General features: G+C 59.1%; 19 protein-coding genes and 1 pseudogene. 4 read left to right on the top strand and 16 right to left on the bottom strand.

Translation table 11 applies throughout. From position 1 onward, the window contains the following. Window positions 1-30 precede the first annotated feature (30 nt). The 13 genes and pseudogenes from HGP16_RS19840 to HGP16_RS19780 form a co-directional block, all read right to left on the bottom strand. Window positions 31-315 carry a DUF1778 domain-containing protein gene (locus HGP16_RS19840; RefSeq protein ID WP_168841727.1) on the bottom strand — a complete coding sequence of 95 codons (285 nt, stop codon included), beginning with the start codon at window positions 313-315 and terminating at the stop codon, window positions 31-33. A 155-nt stretch (window positions 316-470) separates the two neighbouring features. Beyond that, window positions 471-1,601, bottom strand: a complete 1,131-nt coding sequence (locus HGP16_RS19835) for a DUF6551 family protein (protein ID WP_168841726.1) — start codon at window positions 1,599-1,601, stop codon at window positions 471-473. 113 nt (window positions 1,602-1,714) lie between these two features. Further along, window positions 1,715-3,337, bottom strand: a complete 1,623-nt coding sequence (locus HGP16_RS19830; RefSeq protein ID WP_168841725.1) for a recombinase family protein — start codon at window positions 3,335-3,337, stop codon at window positions 1,715-1,717. 175 nt (window positions 3,338-3,512) lie between these two features. Continuing rightward, window positions 3,513-3,806, bottom strand: coding sequence for a type II toxin-antitoxin system RelE/ParE family toxin (locus tag HGP16_RS19825; protein ID WP_168841724.1), 294 nt, complete (start codon window positions 3,804-3,806; stop codon window positions 3,513-3,515). Beyond that, window positions 3,803-4,111 carry a type II toxin-antitoxin system RelB/DinJ family antitoxin gene (locus tag HGP16_RS19820; protein WP_168841723.1) on the bottom strand — a complete coding sequence of 103 codons (309 nt, stop codon included), beginning with the start codon at window positions 4,109-4,111 and terminating at the stop codon, window positions 3,803-3,805. Before HGP16_RS19820 ends, HGP16_RS19825 begins: the two co-directional genes overlap by 4 nt. Before the next feature lie 231 nt (window positions 4,112-4,342). After that, the gene (locus HGP16_RS19815; protein ID WP_168841658.1) at window positions 4,343-4,843 is read right to left on the bottom strand and encodes a hypothetical protein; all 501 of its coding nucleotides are present in this window, start codon (window positions 4,841-4,843) and stop codon (window positions 4,343-4,345) included. Window positions 4,844-5,053: 210 nt separating this feature from the next. Further along, window positions 5,054-6,094, bottom strand: a pseudogene (locus HGP16_RS19810) (RHE_PE00001 family protein); the annotation flags it as partial. A gap of 269 nt (window positions 6,095-6,363) precedes the next feature. Continuing rightward, a complete protein-coding gene (locus HGP16_RS19805; protein ID WP_168841722.1) occupies window positions 6,364-7,317 on the bottom strand; it encodes an NAD(P)-dependent oxidoreductase in 954 nt (317 codons plus the stop codon). Between the two features lie 231 nt (window positions 7,318-7,548). Continuing rightward, window positions 7,549-9,690, bottom strand: a complete 2,142-nt coding sequence (locus tag HGP16_RS19800; protein ID WP_409526853.1) for a beta-galactosidase — start codon at window positions 9,688-9,690, stop codon at window positions 7,549-7,551. Between the two features lie 20 nt (window positions 9,691-9,710). After that, the gene (locus tag HGP16_RS19795; RefSeq protein WP_168841721.1) at window positions 9,711-10,856 is read right to left on the bottom strand and encodes an ABC transporter ATP-binding protein; all 1,146 of its coding nucleotides are present in this window, start codon (window positions 10,854-10,856) and stop codon (window positions 9,711-9,713) included. 58 nt (window positions 10,857-10,914) lie between these two features. Continuing rightward, window positions 10,915-11,766, bottom strand: a complete 852-nt coding sequence (locus tag HGP16_RS19790; protein WP_168841720.1) for a carbohydrate ABC transporter permease — start codon at window positions 11,764-11,766, stop codon at window positions 10,915-10,917. After that, window positions 11,766-12,650, bottom strand: coding sequence for a carbohydrate ABC transporter permease (locus tag HGP16_RS19785; protein WP_168841719.1), 885 nt, complete (start codon window positions 12,648-12,650; stop codon window positions 11,766-11,768). The genes HGP16_RS19790 and HGP16_RS19785 overlap by 1 nt, the downstream gene beginning before the upstream one ends. A gap of 64 nt (window positions 12,651-12,714) precedes the next feature. Next, window positions 12,715-13,986 carry an ABC transporter substrate-binding protein gene (locus HGP16_RS19780; RefSeq protein ID WP_168841718.1) on the bottom strand — a complete coding sequence of 424 codons (1,272 nt, stop codon included), beginning with the start codon at window positions 13,984-13,986 and terminating at the stop codon, window positions 12,715-12,717. Between the two features lie 274 nt (window positions 13,987-14,260). Between HGP16_RS19780 and HGP16_RS19775 the strand changes: the two genes are divergently transcribed. From HGP16_RS19775 to HGP16_RS19765, 3 genes are all read left to right on the top strand, one after another. Further along, window positions 14,261-15,466, top strand: coding sequence for an ROK family transcriptional regulator (locus HGP16_RS19775; RefSeq protein ID WP_168841717.1), 1,206 nt, complete (start codon window positions 14,261-14,263; stop codon window positions 15,464-15,466). Between the two features lie 235 nt (window positions 15,467-15,701). Beyond that, window positions 15,702-18,059 (top strand): Orn/Lys/Arg decarboxylase N-terminal domain-containing protein, encoded by a 2,358-nt coding sequence (locus HGP16_RS19770; RefSeq protein ID WP_168841716.1) that lies wholly within the window; start codon window positions 15,702-15,704, stop codon window positions 18,057-18,059. 21 nt (window positions 18,060-18,080) lie between these two features. Continuing rightward, window positions 18,081-18,641, top strand: coding sequence for a GNAT family N-acetyltransferase (locus HGP16_RS19765; protein ID WP_168841715.1), 561 nt, complete (start codon window positions 18,081-18,083; stop codon window positions 18,639-18,641). 134 nt (window positions 18,642-18,775) lie between these two features. On the opposite strand, the gene HGP16_RS19760 is transcribed toward HGP16_RS19765, so the two are convergent. The 3 genes from HGP16_RS19760 to HGP16_RS19750 all read right to left on the bottom strand — a co-directional run bounded on the left by HGP16_RS19760 (window position 18,776) and on the right by HGP16_RS19750 (window position 20,638). Continuing rightward, on the bottom strand, window positions 18,776-19,345 hold the full coding sequence (locus HGP16_RS19760) for a type II toxin-antitoxin system VapC family toxin (RefSeq protein ID WP_168841714.1): 570 nt from the start codon (window positions 19,343-19,345) through the stop codon (window positions 18,776-18,778). Next, on the bottom strand, window positions 19,335-19,628 hold the full coding sequence (locus HGP16_RS19755; RefSeq protein WP_168841713.1) for a hypothetical protein: 294 nt from the start codon (window positions 19,626-19,628) through the stop codon (window positions 19,335-19,337). Before HGP16_RS19755 ends, HGP16_RS19760 begins: the two co-directional genes overlap by 11 nt. 110 nt (window positions 19,629-19,738) lie before the next feature. Beyond that, window positions 19,739-20,638 carry a GNAT family N-acetyltransferase gene (locus tag HGP16_RS19750; RefSeq protein WP_168841712.1) on the bottom strand — a complete coding sequence of 300 codons (900 nt, stop codon included), beginning with the start codon at window positions 20,636-20,638 and terminating at the stop codon, window positions 19,739-19,741. Between the two features lie 236 nt (window positions 20,639-20,874). Between HGP16_RS19750 and argE the strand changes: the two genes are divergently transcribed. Further along, on the top strand, window positions 20,875-21,999 hold the full coding sequence (gene argE, locus HGP16_RS19745) for an acetylornithine deacetylase (RefSeq protein ID WP_168841711.1): 1,125 nt from the start codon (window positions 20,875-20,877) through the stop codon (window positions 21,997-21,999). Window positions 22,000-22,019 lie beyond the last annotated feature (20 nt).

Raw genomic sequence — 22,019 nt, 5'->3', positions numbered from 1 at the left:
ACGGCGACCGGGGGTAACATCAGGGGCAGATTATTTATCGGCAGCGCGTCCTCGCTCCCAATGTGCTGACCGATTTATCAGTTCGACCATTTCCGGAACCGGTGCAACCGACTTGGATAAAGCTCGACAAAAATCCGAAAACCGTTCAGGGGCCATGACAATCAAACGCCCATTTATCACGTTGCCTGCTAATCTTAGAATGGAGGTATGAGCAAACTCCACCGGCGACTGACCGCATTGGTCGGCTGCACGCTTAACCACTGCGGCGTCCGCTTCCGAGAGCCGTATCGTTATACTGTCTTTTGACTCGCCCACACGATGTACCCGATTGCGATTGTGACGTTCGCCCTTCTACAGCACGACAGAAAGGCCTGACTACCATTCTGATTTCGAGAAAGCACAATCGCCTGAATACCTGAAGTGCAGTCTGCCGCGCTCCCCATTGAGCGCGGCAGATGACTATCAAACGGTCATGCATCTGCCCTGTTCAACGCTTTGATGACGGCTTTTGACAGTGCGAACGCGCGGGCATCACCTCCCTTTTGATCCCGAACCATCTCGCTCAATTCCGCCATGGGGAATCGCCTTAGTGTTGGTACGAGTTCGTCGGGATCAAATCCCTCGGGGGGATTGGCATAGATACGCACGAGCGCACCGAAGATCGAAGCACCGTGTATAAGTGGTTCACCCTTATATGCTTCAGCCATGCAGGTCAGTGCAGCCGAAACGACTGCATCACCATGTCTGCGAAGCGCGGTGGCAATCGAAGACGTAAAAGTGACATCTCCTGGCTTCCATGCAGTTGACGAAGTGCTTCGGGCGATAGCCAATCCTGCCTCAGACACCAGCCGTCGAATATCCAGAGCATCCTCATCGCCGGCAGCAAGGGCCGCGTGGAAGTCATCCATACGGTTCATCGCCTTGCGCGCCCTGTTCGCAACAATGAACATGCGTGCCTCATCTTCTGGACTGTCATAGGTGAAAAGGCAGCAAGGCAAGTGCAGCAAATCTCCCCGGCGCACGGCTGCAGCCCAACGATGCTGTCCGTCGATGATTACCCTTGAACCGTCATGCCGCCGCGATACCACCAGAGGCGCACAAAGCCGCCAATCGAAGTTTGCGGCAATGCTAGCGATAAGGCGGCGCGATCCGTCGTTGTCGATAGATCGCTGATAAGAGCTGTCGACCGTCAGTTCGGTAACATGCACCCACTCGATACTTGGCATGGTGCCACGCGGCGCGCCAAAGGCGATCTTCCGTTGGCCTCCGCGCTTTCCCCCATAACCGGTTTTACTTTTCGTGCCAAACTGAGCGGATTTCCCTGGGCCGATAGCCGTGATTTCCGGAACGATTTCGGCAGTGAAACCCGCCAGAAGTTCAGGAACTTCCTCCGGTTCGCGGCACCACAACTTGCCACCATGTTCGATGACAACATGGCCAGCGTGAACGCGAGTTGTGCCGAGAGGTGTCGGGATCAGGAAAGATCCGTTGGGCGACTTGTCTTCCGTTATTCGATCGCAAACCCAGGGCGGCATCGCAGAACCGTCGTTAAGCCATGTACGAATGCCCCCGGCCAGCGGTATTGATTGATGTTGCGTCATGATCGTTCTCCTGAAATGTCGCGGCCCTATGCGCACGACGCCGCAGGCTATGGGCGGTATGTTTCAGTAACGAGAACGAACGAGCAGCTGGGAAAATTGGCGGGCAGCTATTATTATTTCATGGTTTTATTCAATGGCTGCCACGCTGGCGAGAACCTGGAAGTGCTGCGAGCCGTTCCGGGAATGACCTTGATCGTTCCGACCATTCGCTTGAACTGCAGGACATCATACTCCGTGTCGCTCGCCTGCAATCTGGCAATCAAAGTTTGCAGCTCGTTCCACTTCCGCTCAGGTTCCCGTTTCGCAGGCGCCAACATCCTTGCGCTGAGTTGTAATCTCGTTCGCAGGCTTTCGGCTTGGTCTTCGAGCTGCTGGAAACGCGCCTTCAAGGCTGGCGTAAATAGCCCGTCCTCGATGGCGGACATCAAGCCTTGAAGCCGTCGACCTATCTTCTCAAGCTGCAACCGATCCTTTTGTATCTGGCGGCTCTGCTCATCGCTATTCATCTGCTCGTCAGCAGCCAACGCGTCCGCGTGATGGGTGATCAACATGGAAGTCTCAGCAAGAATATCCCTGACCGCTGCTTCCATTACCCTTCGTTGGACCGTCTTGCCATTGCAACAGGTCTTTCGCCGGTAATGCTCCGCACAGCCGTAACGATCCCTCCCGACGTTACAGAACTCGCCACCGCATTGCCCACAGGTCAGGAGACGATATAGGTTCGAGGAAGCTGGTCTGAGGCCAAGCGCCCGAGCCTCTCTGGATTTCCAGACGCCGTCACGAACACCTCCATGACGCCGTTCCGCCTCCCGCTGTCGGTCTTTCACCGCCTGCCACAAAGGTTCGTCGATAATCCGCAGATGGGGAACATCCTGTCTGACCCATTCCGTCTCTGGGTTAAGGCGTACCTGACGCTTTCCGGTGACTGGATCTTTGATGAAGCGCTGGCGGTTCCAGACAAGCTCTCCGCGATAAAGGGCGTTGTTGAGAATACCGGTCCCCCTCGCCCGATGTCCGCGAATGGTGGTGGCACCCCAGGAATGTCCGCCCGGCCCCTGAACGGTTTCCCGGTTCAGCGCAGCCGCAATAGCATTGGGAGTCTCTCCCTTGGCAAAGGCTACAAAGATTCGGCGAATGACAATCGCCTGCTGCTCGTTAATGCAGCGGCCTCCGGCACCGCCTTCACCATTATTGGATACGTCATAGCCGTAGGCGAGACCTCCGCCCGAACGTCCTTTCTCGATCCGTCCGCGTTGGCCGCGCTTCGTCTTCTCAGCCAGATCCTTTAGGAACAGCGCATTCATCGTGCCCTCGAGGCCAATGTGCATCTCGTCGGTCAATCCTTCGGCCACCGTATGCAGGGCAATTCCACGAAATCGAAGGGCCTTGTAAATATGAGCCATGTCCTCCTGGTCGCGGGAAATTCGGTCGAGCGCCTCGGCGCACAAAATGTCGAACCGCCCTGCCTGCGCATCATCCAGCAACCGGGCGATTCCCTCCCTGCCGCGGATGCTGGCACCGGAGATGGCTTCATCGCGGTAGTACCCGACGACCTTCCACCCTTGACGCTCCGCGAACTGACGGCAAAGGTTGAATTGATCGTCAATCGAATGTGGGTTCTGGAGGTCGGAGGAGTATCGGGCATAGAGGGCAACGTTCGGCATTGGCATTCCTGGCATTTCAAAGGGGGAACGCCCTTTGCCAGCAACCAGGGCAAGAGAGAAGTTGTAGGTCACATTATCCAGAGGAAAGCAGGAGGACTATACACCCCGGCATCACGCAAAAGGCACCGAAGTATTACCCCCTGTCTGATACCGCCAATCGACCATCAGTGTTGTGAGAAGGAAATATCGAGGCTATTGAACGGAATCGAATTGGCGACCGGTTGATCCCAGACATGAAGTTCGGAGCCTAGCTGGTAGGAATAGTGTCTGGCCATTCCTGTGCGCCATGAAGTACGCGGAGAATGCGAACCGCCGATTGCGTTACAGCATAAGCCGCGACATATGGGGTACCGTTGATCACCAGTTCGCGCGTCCCGGCAATTCTGCCAACACGACCACTCGCCGGAAAATCAATTAAGCGACGAGCAGCCGCGACGATCCGTTCGTCGACCAAGATGGCAGCTGAGGGACTATCCGCCTCGATAAAGGTGAAGATGGCGTCTCGATCTGACAACGCAAACGCTGACCAGGTTAGCTTCACGACTTGCGCGCCGCTGCTTTAACGCGCGCTGCCGCTCGCCGTTTTTCGAAATGAGCCTCGACTTCATCATCCGAAACGTCAGGTCGCGTGTCGTTCAGCGCTTCAAGGACCTTGCTGCGAAACCAAGCATCATGAGCTTCGCTGCCTGATATAAGTTCGAGCGGTAATGCTCCCTCGTTCGCCGTCCGTGTGAGTAAGATACGAACCGCGTCCGACACCGTAAGACCCATGCTCTCAAGCACCGCAGAGGCACGATCTCGAACTTCAGCATCAATGCGAGTTTGAACGAGTGCGTTCGAAGCCATAGTTATCTCCAACTGAAAGACCAATCGTAATGCATATGAATTACAGCGTCTATAGAAGATTTCCGTGTGCGCCACCCCGCTGCATTCTTCGCCTTGAAGGGATGCGAACCTACGGCCCGTTTACCAAATCATGTCTAAGGTGTCAGTCTAACTGACGATTCAGCACGTTAGCCTGACAAGGATAGCCAGTTTGTGGCCGAAAACAGTCGTTTCCCCCTGATCTACTAAGTTTCACTTTTGCGACAACCGCATATGCATCGGTGTCCCGCCAGCATCCTTCTCACATCTGCTGGCAAGACCGTCAGTCGTATTCTGCTCGAAGCGCTTCCCATTCTTCAAGGAGGGCAGCGTATCGGTCTCGGAAGCTATCTTCCTCGTTTCCTGCAAGCGGATAGCGATCAATTGAGAAGGGTTCGCCACGGATAACGTCCAAAACCCGGATCTCCTCGTGAGGTACACCGAGGAGTGCTTGGCCCAATAGCCAAAGCCCGAGCCGCGCAGCCTTATGCTGCTCTTTCCGGACCCGTAAGGTCCAGTAAGAGCAATATTCATCACACGAGGATTTTCGATCGCCTCGGTCAAGGCGCTCGAATATACACCAGCGGGATCCGCTTTGTCGGTCGGAGCAAGGTCAATGAACCGAGATACGGCGCCTTTGTCGTTACGGCGCCGAGTAAATCTCGATGTGATCGCAGCAAGTGGACTTGCCAGTTTCATAAAATAGCCAACCAAGCTCGTAAGCTCCGAATTCTCAAAGACTGCATTTGCACGATGCTGCGCGTATTAATATCGATAACTTATTTTAAGTTGCGGGCAAGACAGCTTTTTCCAGTGATGCTGTTCCTGCTGGTGGCCCTGTAAGTTTCCAACGGCGTCCGAGCAACGGACACGACAAATCCTCAAGAATGCAGCTAGCGAATCCAACGCAACATGGGGCACCTCTCAAGGAATCTCCCACGCGCAGAACCTCCCCCTCCCCGTTATCTCGTCGCGCAAGCCGAGTTCCAAAACGATGCCCCGCGCCGCCTGCGGCGTGACCTCGAGCGTTTTGGCCACCATCCCCGCCGACACCAGCGGTTTCGCCATCACCAGCTCGACCTGCTCCGGCAGTTTTGAAGAGGCCGTCGCCCTTCGAGCTTTCGATCCGTCATCGTTTTCGCCAGTGCCAACCGATCTTGTTCTTTCATGCAAATCTCGGCGGCCGCCAGAAACCCTTCGGCGATGGCGAGCAGTCGCGTTTCCCGATCGCGATCCCGGCGCCGATCAGCCGGTATGGATTTGAGGCCGAAATTGACGGCCGCGAGATGGGCGCCGGTGATGCCGGCCTCGCGCAGGATCGACGCTGCAAATAGCCTGTCGAGCCAAGGCGCATGCTGCAGGAGAGAAAGCTCCTTAGGCATCGAGGGCGACGATCGCCTGCAGCACCGCCGGCACGTGTTCGACCTGACGCAACACGCCACGCCACTCGTCGAGCCGGGCATCCTCATCCCAATCGAGATCATAGACCATCGGATCCTTTTCGGCACGGCTAGCCGCCGCACGAGCGCCGGCGCGGCCAGGTCGTTTGGCATCCTCGATGGCCGCCTCTGATCGGACCAGCGTCGCATTGATGGCTGCAAGATCGACGCCCGGGAGATTTTCGATGTCATCGGGTTCATCTCCCTCTCCTTCCCGATCGACCGCGTTCACCGCCATCGCATCGCCGGTATTAGCCGACATGATCTCCGCAATTTGTCTGAGCGAGCGAACGCCCTCGGGTGACAGCGCCCAATCCGGCGACTGGCCAGAAATGCGCCGGCGGGTTTTTAGAACGTCGCGTGCGATGGTGAGTTCGTGGGTGGGAGTGCGGACATCGCGCAGACCGTCATGGAGAAACAGGTCCTCGATATGGGCGAGTTCGCCGTCGCTCCAGACCGAGGCGCAGGCGTCTGCGAATTGGGTGCGCTCGAGGAAGCCAGCACCGACGGGTGAGCGAGAACGCCTCCTGCCTATCGAGAAGCGGCGTTGGCATACTGCGACGTTGTATATCCCTCGAACACATGGCATGGCCGCGCCGGCGCCCTGCCCGCTTTGCACCTGCTGAATTGGGAATTCGTGTTTCGTGCCGGGGATTTAGCACTGACGATCGTAGCTGTTTAGCGCAGTGGATCGTAACTTTGGGCTATCGTAGGATACTATGGAGTATGAATTGGTTGCGGGAGCAGGATTTGAACCTGCGGCCTTCAGGTTATGAGCCTAAACGCCTTAACCTGTCAGTCAATCTGGCCCTTCTCCATCAGCCAGGTGACCGATTCCTGAACGGCCTGCAGCGACGTATAGCGAGGCCTGTAACCAAGCAGTCGCTCGGCCTTGGCAATCGAGCAATTCGGACTTCGGGCGATATGCTCCCATGTCGCCTGCGCATCTTCCGGCGCCTGGCCTTCCGCCCATCTCTCATAGGGCAGGAACTCCAGCTTCGGCTCATGTCCGAACCAGCGCGACATGGCCTCGGCGTAGCCTCTCAGCGTCAGCGCCCCGCCTGAAACCGCATGAAAAGCCTCGCCGGTCGAAACGCGCCAATTGGCGATCGCGCCCATGAACATTTGCGCGACGTCATCCGCATGGACATGATGAACCGTCTCCAGGCCGAAATTCGGAAGTACCAGCGTTTCGCCGCGCGCCAATGTCGAGAATGCCGACGGATTGAAATGCCCGGCCGGATTGAGGGGTGCCCAGCCCGGACCGACGATGTGGCCGGGATGGATCAGGGTTGCGGGAAATCCTCTGCGGCGCGCCTCCTCGAGCAAATATGCCTCGATGGCTGCTTTCTGGGTGCCATAGTCTCCGAACGGCTGCTTCGGCGCCTCCTCCGGTGTCGGAACGACGGTTGCAAAGCCATGCGTCCAGATCGTGCCCGTATGCAGGAAATGGCCGACATGACCGACAAGCGTCTCCGTCAGGTGCCTTGCGCTGTCGAGCGTGAAGCAGATCATGTCGATGACGATATCCGGCTTCAATGCGCCGATGGCCGGACCGAAGCTGCCATCCTTCTCCATGGCGGCGCGATCCATCACCAGCATCTCGGCCTCGTTCCAGGCCTTGTTCGGCGAATACGGCTTGGCCTGGCCGCGGCTGATCGCCACCACGTCATGTCCTGCCTCGACCAGTCGCGGCACGAGATAGGTGCCGACATGGCCGGTGGCGCCGATAATCACCGTGCGCGTCATGATATCCTCCCAATAGTCGTGATCAAAATCGGCTGCCGCCGAAATTCGAGACGTAATCCGCATGTGAGAATAGGAGCGTGCGCGGTTTTGTCACCCGCCGCGAGGAAATCGCAACTTTCTCAGGATTGCGTCGCGATGGGCGGCCATGAGAATAGGCCGGAGAGGCCACTGGTGGTCGCAGCATCGCAACAATCGGCACCCGCCCAAGAAGCGGGTGCCGAAAGATCATGCCTAGCGAAGCTCTATAATGGCGCAGCCATAGGCGTCGAGCGACAGAGCGCCGGATACCGTTTTGCCATTATCGAGAAGATTGATCCCGGCCGGGACTTCTCTCAACTCGGCGCGCTGGTCGAGATAGTTCTGCAGGAACAGCAGGCGCCGCTCGTCGTTCTGGCGCATCGTCACTTCGACGCCCTCGGGCAGATCGCCGACAAGAGGCGCAATTCCCGCTTCCGCAAAGGTACGATCGGCCAGGGCATCCGTCAGTTCCGGCGTCAGATAGGTGCCGAGATAAAGGACCCTGCCCTTGCCGACCCGGCGCAGGCCTGCCATCGGCATACCTTCGGCATAGCGGTTCGACCATGCCGCAATCACCTCGACATCATCCGTCACCGCCAGGTTCTCGTAGAAATGCGCTGCCTCGATCTCGCGATTGCCGAAAGTGAAGCGGCGAACGCGACGATGGGATTCTGCCGGACGGCCAGGTGGAACGACAAGCCCGCCCGACCGCGACATGACGTCGAAAAGACCCTTGGCGTCGGGGGCTGCCAGGCGACCGAAATCCTCCACCTTGACACCCGTCAATCGCGTCAGTGACGAGCCCGGCGCGGCCTCGCGGATGACATGGTTGTTTTCATCACGCGTGCCGGTGCGCGCACCGATGATAACGGTGCCGCCGTCCCGGGCAAAAGCCTCAAGCCGCTCGGTCCAATCGTCCTTCCACATCACCCAATGCGGCACATAGAGCAACTTCAGCCGCGACAGATCGTCTTCGGGATGGATGAAGCCGCAGGCAATGCCGCGATCGTAGCAATATTGATGCAGCTGAACGGCGTCGTCCTGTGGGCTCGGCAATCCGATCGAATAGGTCTTGTGCGCCTCCTGATTGTCGAAATCCGAGCCGGCGATGCCGACATCCATGCGCACATAAGTGCCGAGGATCTTGTCCTTGAGCGCCGTCATCTCGGTCGCGAAACGCTTGGCCTCGTCGTAGCGATGACGGGGCACATCGTCATGATCGATGATACCCATCCAGTAGATTTCCGCGCCGAAATGCGCCGGCCGCCAGCGGAAGAACATCAGGCCATCGGCGCCGCGCGCAACGGACGACATGGCCATGCGCCGCATTTCGCCGGGCTCCGGCGTCAGCGTGCAGAAGCCCGGCTGGCTGCCGAAGCCGGACTGCTGCTCGGGCACGATGTAGTTTCCCGAGAACCCGCGGCAGATGTCGAGGTGGAGTGCCTGTACCTTGGCATGGTTGCCGATGCGCTGGAATTCGTCATAGAGCATCGGATAGATGTCGTAGCCGACGAAATCGAGATCGGTGGAAAACTGCCCGCGAAAATCGATATCGCGAAGACCGCCGAGATTGTGGAAGATGAACCACTCGGGCTTGGTCGCCCGCAGGATTTCCACCTGGTCGTGCTGGAAGCGGGCCGTCGCGAAGGCGAGGAAGCGATGGTAGTCCTGGACATGGCCGGGACTGGGGAAGGTAGGACCGAATTCGATCGGAAGCACGATCTGGCTGAAATCGTCATAGGCCGTCGCCCAGAAATCGCCGCCCCAGGCGAAATTGAGCCTGTCGATCGTCCCGTATTTCTCGCCAAGAAAGGCCTGAAACTCCGAAAGCGTCGCCTTTGAGAAGGATTCCGGCATGCTGGTGTTGAGCTCGTTGTCCGTCTGCCAGCCGATAACACGGGGATGATCCCGGTAGTGCTCGGCCATCGCTTTCGTAATTCGCTTGCTGTGCTCGCGGAAAACCGGGCTTGCGGTGTCGGCATGCTGACGCGAACCGTGGCTCATTGTCCGGCCGTTGCCGTCGACGCGAAGGATTTCGGGATGAGCGGCCGTCAGCCAGCGCGGCGGCGTCGCCGTCGGCGTGCACATGATGGTATCGATGCCGTGGCGCGCCAGCACCTCGATGGCACGGTCGAAGAGATCGAACTCGAACGTGCCGAGCTTCGACTCGAAAAGATGCCACGCAAATTCGCCGAGGCGTACGACATTGAAGCCGGCCTCGGCCATGCGCTTGGCGTCACGCGCCCAATAGCTCTCGTCGACATGTTCCGGATAGTGCGGTGCTCCCACAAGAAACCTGTCGGTCTTGATGGTCCGCCATACGGAAAGGTCGTTCTTACTGCTGCTCACTGACACGATATCAGGCTCCTGAACTGTTATTTATCTAGAATTGGCTTGCGGACGGTAATGGTCCGCTCGTCCTGGCCGGAGAAAAGGTAGATTTCCTTAGGATCGATGCTGAGGCCGATCGGCGCATCGTTGGCAATGCCGGCGACATGGCCGATCTGTACGGTGATGTTGCCGGTGCCGCTTTCGGAGCCGATGCATTGCAGCGCGCCGGCATCGACGTAGAGGATCGTCTCGCGCCCGAGATGCTCGACGAGGCGGACTTGGCCCGAAATCGGCGCGCTCGCGGATCGCCCCTCAGCGACGGAGATGTTCTCTGGCCGGATGCCGAGGGTGAGCTTTTCTCCTTGCCGAACCTCGCAACCGGGCGCGAGCTCGACGGCAACCGGCGCAAGACCGGGCGCGGAGACAGTCACGCTATGTGCCAAGGTCCGATCGACGGTCACCGTGAAGAAATTCATTCGCGGCGCGCCAAGGAAGCCCGCCACGAATAAATTTTCCGGATTGCGGTAAAGCTCCAACGGCGAGCCCACCTGCTCGATGATGCCGCGGTTGAGAACTACGATCCGGCTCGCCATAGTCATGGCCTCGACCTGGTCATGGGTGACATAGACCATGGTCGCGCCAAGCTCGGCATGCAGGCTGCTCAACTCGACGCGCATCTGCGTGCGAAGTGCCGCGTCGAGATTGGAAAGCGGCTCGTCGAACAGGAAGACATCCGGGGAGCGGGTGATGGCGCGGCCGATCGCGACGCGCTGGCGCTGGCCGCCGGAAAGCTGCTTCGGCCGCTTGTCGAGCTGATCGGTAATCCTGAGGATCTTGGCGGCGCGCGCCACTGCCGCATCGATCTCCGCCTTCGGCCGCTTGGCCATGCGCAGGCCGAAGCCCATATTCTCGGCGACCGTCATATGCGGATAGAGCGCATAGGACTGGAACACCATGGCGATACCGCGCTCGCCCGGCTCGGCGACGGTGACATCGCGGCCATTGATCAGGATCTGGCCGGAAGAGATCGTCTCCAGCCCAGCGATCGACTTCAGCAGCGTGGACTTGCCGCAGCCGGAGGGGCCGACCATGACGATGAATTCGCCCTGCTCGACCGAGAGATCGATACCGCGCAGCGCGTGATAGGCGCCGTAATTCTTGTTGATGTGACGGAGTTCGAGACTGGTCATGCTTCTAGGCTCGCAAGGAAAGGATTGGCACGGAGGGCGGATACGGCGAATGGAATCTTCATCCCTTCACCGCGCCCATGGTGAGCCCGGCAATGAAATGCCGCTGCATCAGGAAGAACATGATGACCGGCGGCACGGCGACGACGATGGTGCCGGCGGAGATCAGGTTCCAGGCGGACACCCACTCGCCGCGCAGATTAGCAAGTCCAGCCGTGACCGGCTTCACCGTATCGCTGATGGTCAGCACCACGGCCCAGAAGTAATCGTTCCAGACGAAGGTGAAGATCAGGATCGCAAGCGCTGCCAGCGCCGGGCGCACCAGGGGCACGACGACGTGAACCAGCGTCTGGAAGGGTGTCGCGCCCTCCGCTCTCGCTGCCTGAAACAGCTCATCCGGCAAGGCGGCGATGAAGTTGCGCATGAACAGCGTCGCAAAGCCCGTCTGGAAGGCAATGTGAAAGATGATCAGCGCCACGGGCGTGTCGTAGAGGCCGATACGCACCATCAGGTCGCGCACCGGGATCATCATGATCTGATAGGGCAGGAAATTGCCGCCGACGAACAGGGCAAACACCAGCATGTTGCCGCGAAAGCGATAACGCGCCAGCACGAAGCCGGCAAGCGTGCTCAGGATCAGCACACCGACGACGGCCGGCAGGGTGATCATCAGGCTGTTGAGGAAATAGCGCGCCATCGGCGTCTGGGTGAAGACGGACGTGTAGTTCTCCACCAGCCCGAACTGTGTCGGCCAGCCCCAGAGATTGCCGCCCATGACATCCTGCGTCGAGCGGAACGACGTCAGGATGATGGCAAACAGCGGGCAGAGCCAGAGGATCAGGATGGCGAGTACGGCAATGAAATAGAAGCGACGCCGCCAGATGGCATCTTCGGCAATTGGGCGCGGATACATCAGGCCCCTCTTTCTTCGATACGAATGATGCGCGTGAGGTACCAGACGATGAATACCGCCATGATCACGAACAGAACCGAGGCGATCGCGGCACCGTAGCCGAAGCGATAGGAAAAGATCGATTGCTCAAACATCTGGTAGGCAAGCACTTCGGATGAGCCGAAAGGACCGCCTTGCGTCATCACTGAGACCATGTCGAACGAGCGCAGCGCACCGACGACGGTGACCGCGATCGCGATGAAGGTCACCTGCGTCAGCTGCGGCAGGACGATATGGCGCAGCATGTTCAAGCCCCTCGCCCCGTCGACACGGCCGGCGCCGATCAATTCCTCGCTGAGATTGTTCAATCCAGCGAGGTAGAGCACCATGCAGAAGGCGATCTGCGGCCAGAGCGCTGCGATCACGATCGCAAAGGTGACGAAATGCTCGTCCGACAGGACCGCGGGGGCGGTCGCGCCGAAAAAGCCGAAGACCAGAGCCAGCAAACCGAGTTGCGGCGTATAGACCCAGGTGAAGACGACACCGACGGCGACCGAGGCCAGCACCAGCGGAATGAAGAAGAGCGACTTCATGAGCCGCATGCCGCGAATCTTCTGGTTGACCAGCAGGGCAATCGCCAATCCGAGCGGCGGCGCTGCCATGAACATGACGAGCCAGATGATGTTGTTCTTCAACGAGACATAGAATTGCGGGTCGTTGAACAGCTCGACATAATTGCCGAAGCCGATCCAGGTCATCGGGCTAAAGCCATCCCATTCGTGCAGGCTGATCCAGAGGCTTTCTATCGCCGACCACAGGATCACGACCGAAAAGAGAATGGCCGCAGGCAATATCAACAAAGTCGGGGTGAGCCACCAGCGATGGCGGCGCCAAATTCTCATCATCTTATCCTCGTTCGGTATGGGCAGGCGGAGCAGTGGCTCCGCCTGCCGGTCGCTGGGAGGAAGGTCAGATCTTGTAGATACGCTTGCGCGTACCTTCGAGCCGCTTCAGGATCGCATCGCGCCGCTCGGGCTTCGCCATGAACTCCTGGAAGCCGACGAGGCCGGCCTGGGCCATGTCGGGATCGCTGTCGCGGTCGTAATATTGCGAGGTGCCCTGCACTGTCTTCAGCGCTTCGACGGCAGCGTTGACGAGCGGATCCTTGCCGGGCGGCAGATCGTTGCGGGGCGGCACGTTGCCGCCAGGTTCCAGATACGGGCCGAGGTTTTCCGGCCGATAGAAATAGGCGAGGAATTCGCGCGCACCCTGCTTGTTCTTGGCATTGGCCGGGATATGCACCGAGTTCAGCGAAAACTCCTCGAAACGGCCGATCTTCGCATCGATCATCGGGAAAGGAGCAAATGCGAGTTGATCGAGCTCCTCCTTCGGGAAAGTGGAGCGGACGAAGGCGCCGAGATTCATCATGCCAGCCTTCTTTTGCGACAGAAGCGCACCCGCCTCCTGCCAACCGAAGGATGTGTTGTTCGGCGTGAAGAAATCCTGCTTGATCAGGGTTTCCCACATGTCGAACACCGGCTTCAGCGCCGGATCGAGATAGCTCATCTCGCCGTTCATCAGCGCCATATGCTTGTCGAGGCCGTTTATGCGCAGGTTCATCTGATCGAACCACCCGGCTGCCGGCCACAATTCCTTGGTGCCCATCGCGATCGGCGTGAGGTTGGCGCTCTTGCATTTGGCGCCGTAGGCGAGGAAATCGTCCCACTTTGCCGGCACGGCGGTGCCGAGCTGGGCGAAGACGTCCTTGCGATAGAACATGCCCCAGAGCGTGCCGCCCGTCGGCAGACCGTATTGCTTGCCGTCGACCGTGACCGAACCGGCCGCCGCGCCAAGGACATCCTTGTATTTCTCTTTTTCGAAGAGATCGGAGATGTCGTCGAACAGGCCGCGCTTGACGAAGGCGCGCATGCGGTTTCCCGAGAACCAGAAGCAGATATCGGGCGCACCGGCGACCAGATAGTTGCGGATCGCGGTCTTGTGCGCCTCATGATCCATATTGTTGATCACGACCTTGACGCCGGCCTGCTTGCCGAAATCGTCGGCCATCTTGCGCAGGATCGCCAGTGCATCGGCGTTGTTCTCGTCGGAAATAATGTTGATGTCCTGCGCCTGCGCAATGGCGGGCATGGGAAAACCGGTGAGCGCTGCGGCGGAAACCGCCCCTGCCCCCTTCAAAAAATTGCGCCGGCTTGCCGGCCTTCCAAGCAAATTGAAAGTCATTTGGACTCCTCCCGTTGTGGTATCTATCTCGTCCTTAGCCAGCGAACCGGACGGAATGCGCGGCGGACGCCCCTCTTGCCCCCTACGCAACGGTCGCAACAAACCTGCCGCCGCAATGCATTTGCACCGCCCGGAACCCTCGGTTCGAGAAACCTTGTCCTATTGCTGACTTCTTCGTGCTTGCGCACCTGCCGGATGTTGATCGACGAGTGAAGTTATGCATAAGTCTGAAACGGACGCAATAATTAATTTACAAAATTAAGAAAGAGACATCGTGAAGCTGAAAGGCGATCAGAGCACTTCGCGAGCCCTCAACCGGCGGCTCATCCTGAACCTTCTGCGACAAGAAGGGCCGAAAAGCCGCGCCGAAATCGCAACGATCACCGGCCTCAGTCCAGCGGCCGTCACCTTCGTCATTGCCGACCTGATCGAGGAAGGGCATGTCGCCGAAGGCAAGGCCGTGGCCGGGCTTTCGGGCCGGCGCCCCATACCCGTCGAGATCAACTACACCAACGGGTTGGCGATCGGCTTCAAGCTGATGGTCGGTTCCGTCGAATGCGTCGTCACCGACCTTGCAACCAACCCGCTTGCCTCCTGCCGCCTGTCCCTTGACGACAACGAGCCGGAAAACGTTGCAACGACGCTGGCTGAAGCCGTGCCCCAGCTCGTCAAGGCCGCGGGGCGTCCTCACGCACGACTGGCAGGCATTGGTGTTTCCATGCCTGGCGTCATCGACAACGGCCAGGCCGTCTGCGTGCGCAGTTTTCGCTTCAAGTGGAACAATGTGCCTTTTGCATCGATGGTCGCGCAAAAGGTCAAGGTACCGGTCTGGCTCGAGGATGATACCAATGCCTATGCCATCGCCCAACAGCTCTTTGGCCCGGGAAGGCATCATCGCAATATGGCCGTGCTTGCGATCGGCGTCGGCATCAGCTGCGCGGTCATCGTCGATGGAAAACTCTACCGCGGCGCCCATGGCGCGGCCGGCAAATTCGGTCATACCTTGCATGAGGAGAATGGCCGGCTTTGCGAATGCGGCAAGCGTGGCTGCCTGATGGCCTATTATTCCGAACCGGCCATGCTCCGCACATGGCGCGAGGCGACCGGTCGAGATAGTAGCCACAACCTCTCCGACATGCTGGAATCAGCAAAAGCAGGAGATGCCAAGGTCCTTGATATCCTGCGTGACGCCGGCGCCGGGATCGGCAAGGCTCTCGCCAACCTCGTCAACATCACCGACCCTGAGGTCATCGTCATCGGAGGCGAGGCCGTTTCGTTCGGCGATGCTCTTTTCGGCCCGCTGGAAGCCAGCATGGCGGCTCGCACCTTTTTCGCCTCGCCGTCTCTCCTGCCCGATTGGGAAGACAATTCCTGGGCACGCGGCGCGGCCGCCCTCGTCACCCAGAAATTTTTCGACTTCGAGACAGCGGACGGAACAACCGGAATGAGCGAACCGGCCACGTCGACCTACCTCGCCTGATCGGTCCCCCTCAAGGGTGTTCGAACCTGACTTCGGTAGATCGAGATCGTCGTTGAGACCAAAATCATCGCGGCTGTGGCTGCGGAATATCCATTTGCGCCGAGACGGGTACAATCAGACGACACGACTGGCAGAAATGCCATTCTGTCCGAGTGTTTCGGACATTCGATATCTTGTCACATCCATGTCATGAAATACGTCGACACCTCGTGCCAGATCAAAAGCGGGTACCCAGATGGATTATTTCAGACGTTTCAACTTCCTGTTCGCAACGCCAACCTTTGACAACGAGGATCTGGAGGGTGCCCGCTACAACCAGATCGTCGAGGAGATCGAACGCTCCGGCTTTGAAGTGGTGCGCGCGCGCAATCTCGAAGATGCGGAGATCGCCGTGCAGACGGACGCCGCCATCGGCTGCATGCTGGTCGACTGGGGCAAGAAGGGGCTCGAGGGCAAGACGGCTTCCCTCATCAACCTGATGCGCCGGCGCGGCCTCGAATTTCCGATCATCCTGCTCATCCGCCGCAAGCGCTTCGAGGATGTGCCGGTAGAGGTCCTCGATTTTATCGACGGCTATGTCTTCCTGTCCGAAGAAACACCTGCCTTCATCGCCAAGAGCCTCATCAGCCGGCTCAAGCAATATGCCGAGACGTTGAAGACGCCGTTTTTTGGTGCGCTGGTCGATTATGCCGAGGAAGGCAACCACCTCTGGACCTGTCCCGGACACAATGGCGGCATCTTCTACAGCCGCAGCCCCATCGGCCGTGTCTTCATGGAGCATCTCGGCGAAGCGGTGTTTCGCGACGACCTCGACAATTCCGTGCTCGACCTCGGCGACCTTCTGACCCATGAGGGGCCTGCGCTTGCCGCTCAAAAGGAAGCAGCCAAGATCTTCGGCGCCGAGAAGACCTATTTCGTGCTGAACGGCACCTCCACCTCCAACAAGGTCGCTCTGTCGGCCCTCGTCACCGACGGCGATCTCGTGCTGTTCGACCGCAACAACCATAAGGCTGCCCATCATGGCGCTCTGATGATCTCGGGCGGCATTCCGGTCTATCTGCCGACCAGACGCAACCTCTATGGGCTGATCGGCCCCATGGATTTTGCAGAAATGGACGAGGAGGCCCTGCGCGAGCGCATCCGCACCCATCCATTGGTGAAAGACCCCGAGGCCTATAAGAAGCCGCGGCCGTTCCGCGTCGCGGTCGTGGAGCAGTGCACCTATGACGGCACGATCCACAATGCCGAGATGATCCTCAAGCGCATTGGCCATTTGTGCGATTACATCCTCTTCGACGAGGCCTGGGCGGGCTTCATGAAGTTTCATCCGCTCTATGCCGGGCGTTTTGCCATGGGCCTTTCCGACCTTGGCCCGGACGCGCCTGGTATCATCGCCACGCAATCGACCCATAAGCAGCTTGCCAGCTTCTCGCAGGCCTCGCAGATCCACATGAAGGACCGGCATATCACCGGCCAGAAGCGCCGCGTGGAGCACCGTCGCTTCAACGAAAGCTTCATGCAGCACGCCTCGACCTCACCCTTCTATCCGCTGTTTGCCTCGCTCGACGTCGGCGCGCAGATGATGAAGGGCCGCTCTGGTGAAGTGCTTTGGGATGATACGATCCGTCTCGGCATCGAACTGCGCAAGAAAATCCGCGCCGTGCGCCGCGAATTCGAGGAGAAGGAGCATCGTCCCGAGCGCCGCTGGTTCTTCGAGCCCTTCGTGCCGGACCGGGTGGCGATCCCGGATGTGTCCAGCCCCGGCGCCGTCCACAATGTGCCTTGGGAGAGTGTCGCCACCGACCAGCTCGCCACCAATCCCGCCTTCTGGCACCTGACGCCCGACGCGACATGGCACGGCTTTTCCGCAATGGAGCCGGGCTTTGCCATGACCGATCCGAACAAGCTGACCCTTCTGACCCCCGGCTTCGACCGGGCGAGCGGACAATACACCGAGCACGGCATACCGGCGCCCGTGGTTGCGCAATATCTGCGCGAAAACCGCATCGTGGCGGAAAAGAACGACCTCAATTCGCTGCTGTTCCTCCTCACCCCCGGTGTGGAGGCCAGCAAGGCCGGCACCTTGATCAGCGGTCTTGTCGCCTTCAAGAAACTCCATGACGAAAATGCTTTGCTGGAGGAGGCAATTCCGGAATTCTATCGACGCCGCCCGAGCCGCTATGCCGGCGTGCGGCTGCGCGATCTCTGCGCGGAAATGCACAATTTCTTCCGCCAGGCCGATGTCAGCGCGCTGCAGACGAAGCAGTTTTCCGCCGACCACCTGCCGCCGATTGCCATGTCGCCGCATGATGCCGCGCGCTGCCTGGTGCGCAACGATGTGGACTATCTGCCGATCGACGCCATTGCCGGCCGTATCGCAACGACGCCGTTCGTCGTCTATCCTCCCGGGATCGCGACCATCGTGCCCGGCGAGCGCCTGACGGAGCAGGCAAAGCCGATGATCGACTATCTCAAGATGTTCGAGACCTGCTTCAACACCTTCCCTGGCTTCGAGGTGGAGATCCAGGGTCTCTACCGCGAGATCGACGCATCCGGCAAAATCCGGCTCTATACCTACGTCGTCGCGGAATAGGCTGGAAAATTCGGATTGGTCATGAAACAGGATAAAGCAATCGTCGTTCGCCCGTCTCGGGAGAGCGACGTCGATGCCATGTTGGCAATCTATCGCCGCCATATTCACCGTGGCGTCGAGGCTGGGGTGGACGATAGCGACACGCCGCAACCGGACGATCTGCGCGAACGGCGCAAGAATTTGAAGGATCGCCGCTTCCCGCATGTCGTTGCGATCGACGGCGAGAAGGTCGTGGGCTATGCCTATGTGGTGCTGTTCCGCAAGCGCCCGGCCTATCGCTACACCGTCAAGCACTCGATCTATGTGCATCACGACCATATCGGCCAGGGCGTCGGGAGCCTGCTCATGCGCGGGCTGATCGACGCCTGTGCCGCGGCCGGCTTCCGGCAGATGATCGGCTATATCGACGCAGACAACGTCGCTTCGCTCGCACTGCACGAACGCTTCGGCTTCGCCCGTGTCGGCCTATTGCCGGCGGTTGCCTATCGCTACGGCCGTTGGGCTGACACGGTCATGGTCCAGCGCTCACTCGCCTCGGGCTCGACCACCCCACCGCCACCGCCGGCCCTCTCCACCCGCTGAAACCAATGGGATGATGCCCGTAAGCGTTGGCACAAGCCATTCTTGTGAGAGTATCGTACCCTCGCGATGACATCGGCCTCAGCGACGAGAGCGCTGTGACGATGATTTGCGGCACTTCCTACCTGCTTTTGTTCCTAAGAGCGGTAGAGGATGATACGTCCGGTTGGAACAAGCTGCGAAAGGAAATCGAAATCACGAATGTTTCCGGTTAGCACACTTGCCCCTAATTGCCGGGCTTGCAGGAAAACCAAAGCGTCGTTGATGAACTTACGCTCGAGGCCCTCACCTTTTGGCAAATTACTCATCCGAAAAAGCAAACCAGCCAGGACCCCTGCCTGCCCCCATATAGCTGCGTTCGGCGCATGAAGCCGATGCTCCGGTATATCGTCAATGGTTGCCTGGACCGTTTCCAACACCGTCCTCGTTGACGGATGCTTCGGATCCAGGCGGCCAAAGACGTGGGTCAACTCAGAAAGGCAAACAGCAGAGTGATGACATAGCCGATATGTCAGGAGTGTATCCACGGTAACCGGCGACCGCCCCTTCAGCACATCGAGATAGACGGTGGTATCCAGAAACAATGGCCCACCTATAATTGGCTCGTCATCGACCCAAATCAGTTCGCCGTCGAACCGCCGTTCAAGTGTCCCTTTGTATTTTTGCGGTTTAAGTGATCGAAGGGTTTCTCTAAGATCAAATCTCAAGGTCGATATCCGATGGAATGCTGCCTTTGCGCCTAACAAGCTGGGCACCAAAATCATCCTCCAACGCCAACCGCGACAGCGCTAACTCCAACAACTCGGTGTCCGAAGTCACGTGGGCTCGCTTCTTCGCCGCTTCGACCAGCTCGGATGGAACGCGCCCGGACAAACGGGTATCTTTTGCGCCGAGAAGGCCTATTGCCCTCGCTTGCTCAAGCACGAGCTTGTTGCGGGTCAAGGCGACCTCTGTTTCGCTTCCCGCGGCAGGATTGGTTTGGGCACTCATGATAGCCTCCTATGTTGAACATAACATATAAAGCGTTCAACATGAAAACAAGCTATATGTTCGGCTTAAACTCACCCAGCGTCGATTTATCGAGAGGAACGCCGTCACAATTATCCGAAAGATTGCGAAGCAAGTGCAAAAACGATCGGAGATCCTGTGTTCGGGCATCCATAGGCGGCGGCCTCGGAAGAAACCATTGTTGTCACGGTGTCGAAGACGGACATGCCGCTTTGCTGGACAAAACCGGCGAATGGGCCGGTACCGAAATGGGTGTCGAGCCGGAGAAAACTGCCAAGATGCGCGACGACATGTGGATGAACGACGGAAATTGCATCTTCCTCGCAACGGGCAACGACAGGACCGACGACATGACCGCGGCCGAACCGGCGCCGCATGGAATAAGCCGTCAGCTTTTCGCCCTCATAAAGACCGTAGCAGATAGAGCTCTCGAACAATCGCAGTAGATGCGGGTGGCGCAGCGTGCCGAAAGCAGGCTCATCCAGGGTCGCGACGACATCCAGATCGCTGCGCTCGAGCCGCCTCAGCTGAACCCCCGGTTTGATATTGCCGACCTCGGGCGCGGATACGATCTCGCCCTGACACTGAAAGACCGTCTGTTGCGGCTTGAATCCAAGTGTCGCGCACATCCGGCGCGCCGCTCTTGTTGCATTCAGCCTTATTCGTTGCTGATGGCATTCGGCCAGCATCCGCTTGACGAGCCACTCGGCCGTACCATTCGTCTGCAGGCGCGGCGCGGTGATCAGCATGCCGAATGTGGCGAAATTCTCGCCGTGCGGAAACCACATGGTCGAGCCGGAAACCCTGCCGATTTCATCGAGCGCCACGAAGCCGCGGCCGACATCCCGCAGGTGCTGCCAGTCCTGCGATCGATGCGGCCACCCGACCGACATCGAGAGAGCCTGAAGCTGTGACAGAGCAACATCTGCAATGTCGGCAAAACGCATTTCGAATGCATCGACATGCAGTTTCTCGGGTACCTTTGTCTTCATTCGTGGTCCAGCCGCCATCCGATCTTCCGGCTGCTTATTGGCGCAAGCCGACATCATGCTTGGCGACCTTAGCCGAGACCGCGCAAAACATTTCACTGCGTATGCAAACACCGGCGCAAGAATTGACCGTATGAGCCGCGCTTTCGGCAGGTATTCTTCTGACGGAGGCTTAACCTTCCTTTGATCGAAACCTCGCTTGCACAGCCGAGGACGGCAATCGGAGATTGGCAACAGCAATGCAGGCACCGGACATCCTGGCAAAACTGGTCGGTTTCGATTCCGTCGTCGGAACGACGAACGCTGAAATCGTGGAGTGGATCTGTGCCTACCTCAAGTCCTTCGGCGCCACGGTTGATATCCTTGCAGGCCCAGAGGGCGACCGGTCGAACCTTTTCGCGACGATCGGTCCCCGCGACAAGCCGGGTTATGTCCTCTCCGGCCACATGGATGTCGTGCCGGCCAACGAGGCCGGATGGACGAGCGACCCCTTCGTGCTGCGGGTCGATGGCGAGAGACTATATGGCCGCGGCACCAGCGACATGAAGGGTTTTCTGGCCGCGTCTCTGGCTGCTCTGCCGATGCTTGCGGCGAGCGCTCTCGTGCGGCCGATCCATCTAGCCTTTTCCTATGACGAGGAAGCGGGTTGCCGCGGCGTGCCGCATCTCATTGCGTGCCTGCCGGAGCTTTGCGAAACCCCGCTCGGCGTCATCGTCGGGGAACCCAGCAACATGCGCGCCATCCTCGCCCACAAGGGGAAATCAGCCGCCCGCATCACCCTGAAGGGACGCTCTGGTCATTCGTCGCGGCCGGATCTGGGCCTCAATGCCATCCATGCCGCCACCGAGGTTCTGCAGGCAGCCGTTTCGACCGCGCATTCTCTTGCCCAGGGGCCATTCGAAGCGGCGTTCGAGCCGCCCTATTCATCGGTTTCGGTCGGCATCATTCATGGCGGGCAGGCCCTCAATATCATTCCCGATCTCTGTGCGATCGAGGTCGAAGCGCGGGCGATTTCCGGCGCGGATCCGGCAGCGCTGCTCTTACCGGTGCGCGAGGCTGCTGCCGCGCTTGAGCATCGAGGCTTCCAGGTCCAATGGGAGGAGCTGAGCTCCTATCCCGCCCTCTCTCTTCCACGGGCAGCCCCGCTTGCCGGTCTGCTGACCGAGCTGACGGGCATAGAGCCGCTGGCAGCCGTCAGCTACGGGACCGAAGCCGGGCTCTACCAGCGCGCCGGCCTTGAGGCGATCATTTGCGGCCCGGGCGATATCGGGCGTGCGCACAAGCCGAACGAATTCATCCTCGCGGACGAACTCGCCGCCTGCCAGGCCATGATCGAGGCTCTCGGCCGTCGCTGCCTGGTGTGATGGCACAAGACCGAAGGATG

This window comes from Rhizobium sp. P40RR-XXII (assembly GCF_012641405.1).
Lineage (GTDB): Bacteria > Pseudomonadota > Alphaproteobacteria > Rhizobiales > Rhizobiaceae > Rhizobium.
Note: the sequence above shows the minus strand (reverse complement) of the source record. Positions and strands in the feature narration are given on the sequence as shown.